Source organism: Mesorhizobium sp. M8A.F.Ca.ET.021.01.1.1 (genome assembly GCF_003998025.1).
GTDB lineage: Bacteria > Pseudomonadota > Alphaproteobacteria > Rhizobiales > Rhizobiaceae > Mesorhizobium.
Genome location: NZ_RZSJ01000414.1, coordinates 1 through 5,658, shown reverse-complemented (window position 1 = coordinate 5,658; position 5,658 = coordinate 1). Strand labels below are relative to the sequence as shown.

Annotated in this window: 6 protein-coding genes and 1 pseudogene; all 7 read right to left on the bottom strand. The window is 65.7% G+C overall.

The window, feature by feature from the left end; translation table 11 throughout:
* A pseudogene (locus EOA36_RS38955) lies at window positions 1–159 on the bottom strand (salicylaldehyde dehydrogenase); the annotation flags it as partial.
* A 35-nt stretch (window positions 160–194) separates the two neighbouring features.
* Window positions 195–980: a coniferyl-alcohol dehydrogenase gene (locus EOA36_RS25570; protein WP_127279934.1), complete on the bottom strand. Its 786-nt coding sequence runs from the start codon at window positions 978–980 to the stop codon at window positions 195–197.
* A 2-nt stretch (window positions 981–982) separates the two neighbouring features.
* Window positions 983–2,044, bottom strand: a complete 1,062-nt coding sequence (locus tag EOA36_RS25565) for a branched-chain amino acid ABC transporter permease (protein ID WP_127279933.1) — start codon at window positions 2,042–2,044, stop codon at window positions 983–985.
* The gene (locus EOA36_RS25560; RefSeq protein WP_127279932.1) at window positions 2,041–2,937 is read right to left on the bottom strand and encodes a branched-chain amino acid ABC transporter permease; all 897 of its coding nucleotides are present in this window, start codon (window positions 2,935–2,937) and stop codon (window positions 2,041–2,043) included. The genes EOA36_RS25565 and EOA36_RS25560 overlap by 4 nt, the downstream gene beginning before the upstream one ends.
* A complete protein-coding gene (locus EOA36_RS25555) occupies window positions 2,934–3,662 on the bottom strand; it encodes an ABC transporter ATP-binding protein (protein WP_127279931.1) in 729 nt (242 codons plus the stop codon). Before EOA36_RS25555 ends, EOA36_RS25560 begins: the two co-directional genes overlap by 4 nt.
* A complete protein-coding gene (locus tag EOA36_RS25550; RefSeq protein WP_127279930.1) occupies window positions 3,659–4,402 on the bottom strand; it encodes an ABC transporter ATP-binding protein in 744 nt (247 codons plus the stop codon). The genes EOA36_RS25555 and EOA36_RS25550 overlap by 4 nt, the downstream gene beginning before the upstream one ends.
* A gap of 21 nt (window positions 4,403–4,423) precedes the next feature.
* The coding region (locus tag EOA36_RS25545; protein ID WP_127279929.1) for an ABC transporter substrate-binding protein at window positions 4,424–5,658 on the bottom strand (1,235 nt) is incomplete at its 5' end.

Below are 5,658 nucleotides of genomic sequence, written 5' to 3'. Positions count from 1 at the left end.
AAAAGCAGCGGCGGCTGCTTCGACGGCGGCGTTGGCATCGGCCACGCTTGCCGCCGCCGCGCGCGTCGCCAATTTGCCGGTGAATGGGTCCATGCGCTCGTAGGAAGCCTTGCCTGTTGCCGCCTTTTCGTCGCCGTCGATCAGAAGTCCGATATCCATTGTTCTTTCCCTCGCTCTCGATGGAGCTTCACAGATTAGAAGCCGAGCACTTCGGCATTGATGGATGCTTCGAGGCCACCGTCAACCGGCACATTGGCGCCGTTGACCCAGCGCGCGCCGTCCGAGCACAGGAACAGCACGACAGGCGCGACGTCACCCGATGTGCCGGCACGTCCGACCCGGGCGATATCGCTGTCGACGCGGGCATCGCCAAGCACGGAGCGAAACTGTTTCAGGATCGGTGTTTCGACCGGGCCAGGGCTCACCGCATTGACGCGGATGCCACGCTTCCTGAACAGCTCCTGATGTGCCGCGCGCATCGTCCACAGGAGCAGCAGTTCCTTGGACACGGGGTAGCCTTCCTCGTTCTTCATCGCGTGGTCGGCGACCACTTTGGCGACATCGGGGAAACCTTCGATGCCGACCATCGAGGCGGCGCGGTTGAGATTGGCGCGCCAGCCATAACCGGCGATCGAGGCGACGTTGACGATGGCGCCGCCTTCGCGAAGGCTGGGCGCAAGCACGTCCGAGAGCGCACGCAGACCGAAGAAGTTGACGGCCAGCGTCGAGGCCGCACCGGTGTTGCCGGAGAGGCCGGCGACGTTGCAGAGTGCATCGATGCGCTGCGGCAGGCGCGCGATGAGCTCATCGACGCCCGCCTTCGACGAGATGTCGGCCTTGACGAAACTGCCAACCGCTGCGGCCGGCTCGCGCACATCGGCGCCGATCACGTCGGCGCCGAGCTGGCCGGCAAGCTCCGCCGTGCGTGCGCCGATGCCGGAGGCAGCCCCGGTGATGAGGATGGTCTTGCCGAAAAGCATGCTCATGCCTTCTCCTGATATGTTGTGGCTTGCTGCGACGGGATCATGCCGCCATCGGCGACGTTCGCCGGCAGCTTGACGCGGTAGCCGACCGGCAGCAGGCGCAGCCCAAAGCGCTCCTCGATCGTTCCCCACAGGCCGCGCGGCAGGAAAAGCGAAAACAGCACGGCGGTGGCGCCGAGGCCGATCAGGTACCAGACGCCGGCGCCGCCGAACCAGGTCTCGATGAGGAAGAAGACCAGCGCGCCGAGAATGGCGCCCTCGAACGTGCCGATGCCACCGACCAGAACCATGAAGATCATGTAGGCTGTCCACTGCACGTTGAAGTAGGTTTTCGGCTGGAAGGTGATGGAGGTCGCCAGCCACAATGCGCCGGCAATGCCGATGCCGAAGGCGGCAAGCACGAACAGCAGCCGCTTGGTGCCGGTGACGCGCACGCCGACCGAAGCGGCCGCATCCTCATTGTCGCGAATGGCGCGGATGGCGGCGCCCGTGCTGCCGCGCAGCAGGCCGAAGAGGGCAGCGAGCAGGGCCGTCATCGAGGCTAGCGCCAGCCAGTAGATGGTCACCCGCCTTATCGAGGCATCGTAGACGTTGAGCGAGATCAGCGAGGTGCCGGTTTCGCCCTGCACCAGCCGGTCGAGATTGACCAGCAGATGGGTGAGCGCCGCGATCACCCACATGCCGATGGCGAACTCACCGTTCTTGAGCCGCAGCATGAAGAGCGACAGCGGCCAGGAAACCGCGCCGACGATAATTCCCGATGCAAAGAGCGCCAGGAAAGGATTGAGACCGGCATCGGCAAGACGGATGGCGAAATATGCGCCAAGCCCGAAGAACACCTGCTGGCCGACCGAGACCAGCCCGCCGAAACCGGCCAGCGCGTTCCACATCGCCGCCAGGATCACATAGATGAACAGCGCCGTCATGCGGTCGACCGCGCCGGCCGAGAGGAATTGCGGCGCGATGGCGAGCAGCGCGATGACGATGGCCACGGCGATAGCCGCGATGCGCGAGGTCGCGGTACCACGCTCGATCATGGGCGAAGTCGGAACGACGCTCATGGTGCGCTCCGGGAAGGCAGGTGCAACAGTCCGCGGAGGCCAAGGCCGGATGCCGAAAGCCGCACGAACAGCACGACAAGGAACACGGCATGACCGCCGATCAGAAATCCCTGCGGATGCACTTGCGCGCCGAGCGTCTGGGCCAGCGCCAGTACGATGCCGCCGATCAGCGTTCCCCACAGCGACCCGGCGCCGCCGATCACCGCCGCCTCGAAGGCGAACAGCAATTGCGGCGCGCCGGCATAGGGATCGAATGTCGCGCGCATGCCAAGGAACGCGCCGGCAAGGCCGACGGTGACCATGGCGATGGCGGCAGCGACCGCGTTGGCACGCCGTGCATCGACGCCGACCAGGCCGGCGGTGTCAGGGTCTTCCGAGGTAGCGCGGATCGAGCGGCCAAGCCGGGTGCGGGTCAGGAACAGCTGCAGCCCGCCAAGCAGGACGACGGCGGTGGCGAACATGATCACCGCAAGCTTGCCGACATAGATGCTGCCCGGCCATTCCCAGGAATCATAGGACAGGCTGCCGATGAAGGGCGCCAGCGAACGGGTGTCGGCGCCGAACTGTTCGAACAGCATGTTGTCGATGACGATGGCCAGCCCAAACGTGGTCAGGATCGGCAGCAGGGCACCGCCGCGCGCGCTGCGCTCGAGCAGGAAGCGCTGCAACGCCCAGCCGATCGCGGCCATCACTGGCAAGACGATGAGCAGGCCGAGAAACGGCGGGATGTGGAACCGCGAGGCCAAAAACCACAGCGCATAGGCGGCGAACACGGCAAGGCTGCCATGGGCGAGGTTGATGATGCGCATCACCGAAAACATGAAGGACAGGCCGCAGGCGATCAGCGCGTAATAGCCGCCGAGCAGGATGCCCTGGATGATCTGGTTGCTCATGCGGGAACGCTCCCGGTGCCCTTCCGGTGCAGGCCGAAATAGGCTTTCGTCACCGCGTCGCGCGAAACGCTCCTGCTCGGCCCTTCGAGCGCGATGCGCCCCTCCAGCATGCAGATGACCTTGTCCGAAACCGACAGCGCCCGATTGAGGTCCTGTTCGACGAGGATGATTGTCGTGCCCGAAGCGATCAGCCCCTGAAGTGCCGCATAGACACGGTCGACGATCAGCGGCGAAAGACCAAGCGAAACCTCGTCGAGCAGCAGCACATCCGGATTGCTCATCAGTGCCCGGCCGATCGCCGTCGCCTGCTGCTCGCCGCCCGACAGATGCCCCGTCTTGGCATGGGGGCGCGGTTTCAGATTGGGAAACATGTCCAGCACTCTGTCGACGCTCCAGTCGCCTGGCCGCCCAGTGGTCTTGCCCAGCAGCAGGTTCTCCTCGACCGTCATCCGCACGAACAGCTTTCGCCCTTCCGGCACCAGCGCTATGCCCATGCCGACGCGCCTGTGCGACGGCACGCTGGTGAGATCCGCGCCATCCAGAAGCACACGGCCGGCCGCCGGCTGGTGCGCGCCGGCGATGGCCCTGAGCAGCGTCGTCTTGCCGGCGCCATTGGCGCCGACCAGCGCCAGCGTTTCGCCGCGCTTGACGCCGAAGCTGACGCCGCGCACCGCCTGCAGCAGGCCGTGCCGGACAACCAGGTTCTCGACCGACAGCAGGCTCATTTCGGGCCTCCGCCGAGATAGGCGCGCACGACCTCCGGGTCGGCCATCACCGTTTGCGGCTCGCCATCGGCGATGATCTTGCCCGCATCCATGCAGATCAGCCGCTCGGCCACCTGCAGCAGGATGTGCACGATGTGCTCGATCCAGACGATGCCGATCTTGCGCCGGCGCAGCTCCTTGATCGTGTCGACAAGCTCGCCGGCTTCGCCATCGGTCAGGCCGCCGCCGATCTCGTCCAGCAGCAGCAGCGTTGGCCGGGCCGCCAATGCGCGTGCCAATTCCAGACGTTTCCGGTCGAGCAGGCCGAGCGTCTCGGCGCGCCGGTTGGCGACCCCAAGCATGCCGCACAGCTTCAGCGAGCCGAGCGCCTCCTCATAGGCCTCGTCGCGGCCGAGCCCCGCGCCATGTGACGCGGCAACAAAAACATTCTCGAAGGTGGTCATGCCGCTGAATGGTTTCGGCACCTGATGCGTGCGCACCAGGCCCAGCCGGCAGCGCGCCGTGGCCGGCAGCGCTGTTACATCGCCGCCCTTGAAGGAGACCGAGCCGGCGCTCGGAGGAAAGGCGCCTGAAAGCACGCTGAGCAGCGTGGTCTTGCCGGCGCCGTTCGGGCCGACAATGCCGACCGCCTCGTCGGCGGCCATGGCGAAGTCGACGGCCTCCAGCACCACGAGCGCGCCGAAGCGCTTGTGGATGCCGGCGGCGGCGAGAACAGCCTGTTGTTGCGGATGGGTCACCAGGCGGTCCTCGTCAGCGGTCCATCAGCCGTTGTAAGGCAGAAGCTTGGCTTCGACAGGCACGTTCGGATCGGTGGCGTTCTCGGTCACGACGTAGTCGAGCGGGAACTTGCTGCCTTCCTTGGCGGCAATCCATTGCGTGCCGATGATCGGGCCGGGCGAGACATTGGCCACCGGGCCGCCGGTGAAGTCGACCTTGCCGATCATGGTTTCGGTCTTGAGCGTGCTCAGCGCCTTGGCCACAGCCGCCTTGTCCTTGGCATTAGAGCTCGCTTTCAGCGCCTCGAAGCCTGCGTCGAGCAGCGACATCGAGGCGCCGAGCTGCTGCGTCCATTGCTTGCCGCTCGCCGCCTCGTAGCCGTCGGCAAGCTCGGTCCCCGAGACGCCGGTCAGCGGCGACTTGTATGGAAAGGCCTTGTGCCAGTAGGCGGCGCTCGAAATCTTCATGCCGAGGTCGCCCAGTGCCTCGATGTCGGATGGGAACAGGCCGGTCTTGGCCACCTGGCAGGTCTTGATCTGCTTGATCAGGCCTTGCTGCGCCGCCTGACGCCAGAAGGCGGCGAAGTCAGGCGGGATCGGGAACGAGTTGAAGATCTCGACGCCTTCCTGCTTGAACAGGGCGATCTGCGAGGAATAGTCGGTGGTGCCGGTCTCATAGGCGCCGGGATCGACAATGGTAAAACCCTGCTTGGCCAGCAACGGCGCCAGATGAGCGCGGATGGCGTTGCCGTCGGCGTCGTTCGGATACATGACGCCGACCTTCTTGTTGGTCTCGATCAGGTTCCACTGCGAGACGTAGGCCCTGAAGAATTCGTCGACCCCGAAGCCGAAATGATAGGTCCATTTGAAGGGCGAGGGCGCGCCGGGCTTGGCGCCGCGGCCGAAATACCAGGCTTCCCACGGCATGACCGTTGATAGACAAGGCACGCCGGCGGCTTCGCAGGCATCGGCCACCGGGTTGATCACCTCGGGCGTCGACACCGCGAGCATCAGGTCGATGGCCTGGTTGTTGATCAGGTCCTTGGCGAGCTGGCCCGCGCGGGAGGGATCCGATTGCGTGTCCTGGTCGAGGATTTCCACGCTGTATTTCTTGCCGCCGAGCTCGATGCCGCCGGCCAGCGCCTTGCGGGCTAGGTCGAGCACATAGCCGTCGGTCTCGCCGAAGCCACCGAGCGGTCCGGTGCGCGGGCTGACGAAGCCGACCTTCAGCGTGTTCTCAGCCTGGGCGAAGGCCTTGCCGCCACCAAGCGCGAGTGCCG

Coding starts and splice junctions, on each gene's coding strand:
- EOA36_RS25570 (WP_127279934.1), bottom strand. CDS start 980: ATGCTTTTCGGCAAGACCATCCTCATCACCGGGGCTGCCTCCGGCATC.
- EOA36_RS25560 (WP_127279932.1), bottom strand. CDS start 2,937: ATGAGCAACCAGATCATCCAGGGCATCCTGCTCGGCGGCTATTACGCG.
- EOA36_RS25555 (WP_127279931.1), bottom strand. CDS start 3,662: ATGAGCCTGCTGTCGGTCGAGAACCTGGTTGTCCGGCACGGCCTGCTG.
- EOA36_RS25565 (WP_127279933.1), bottom strand. CDS start 2,044: ATGAGCGTCGTTCCGACTTCGCCCATGATCGAGCGTGGTACCGCGACC.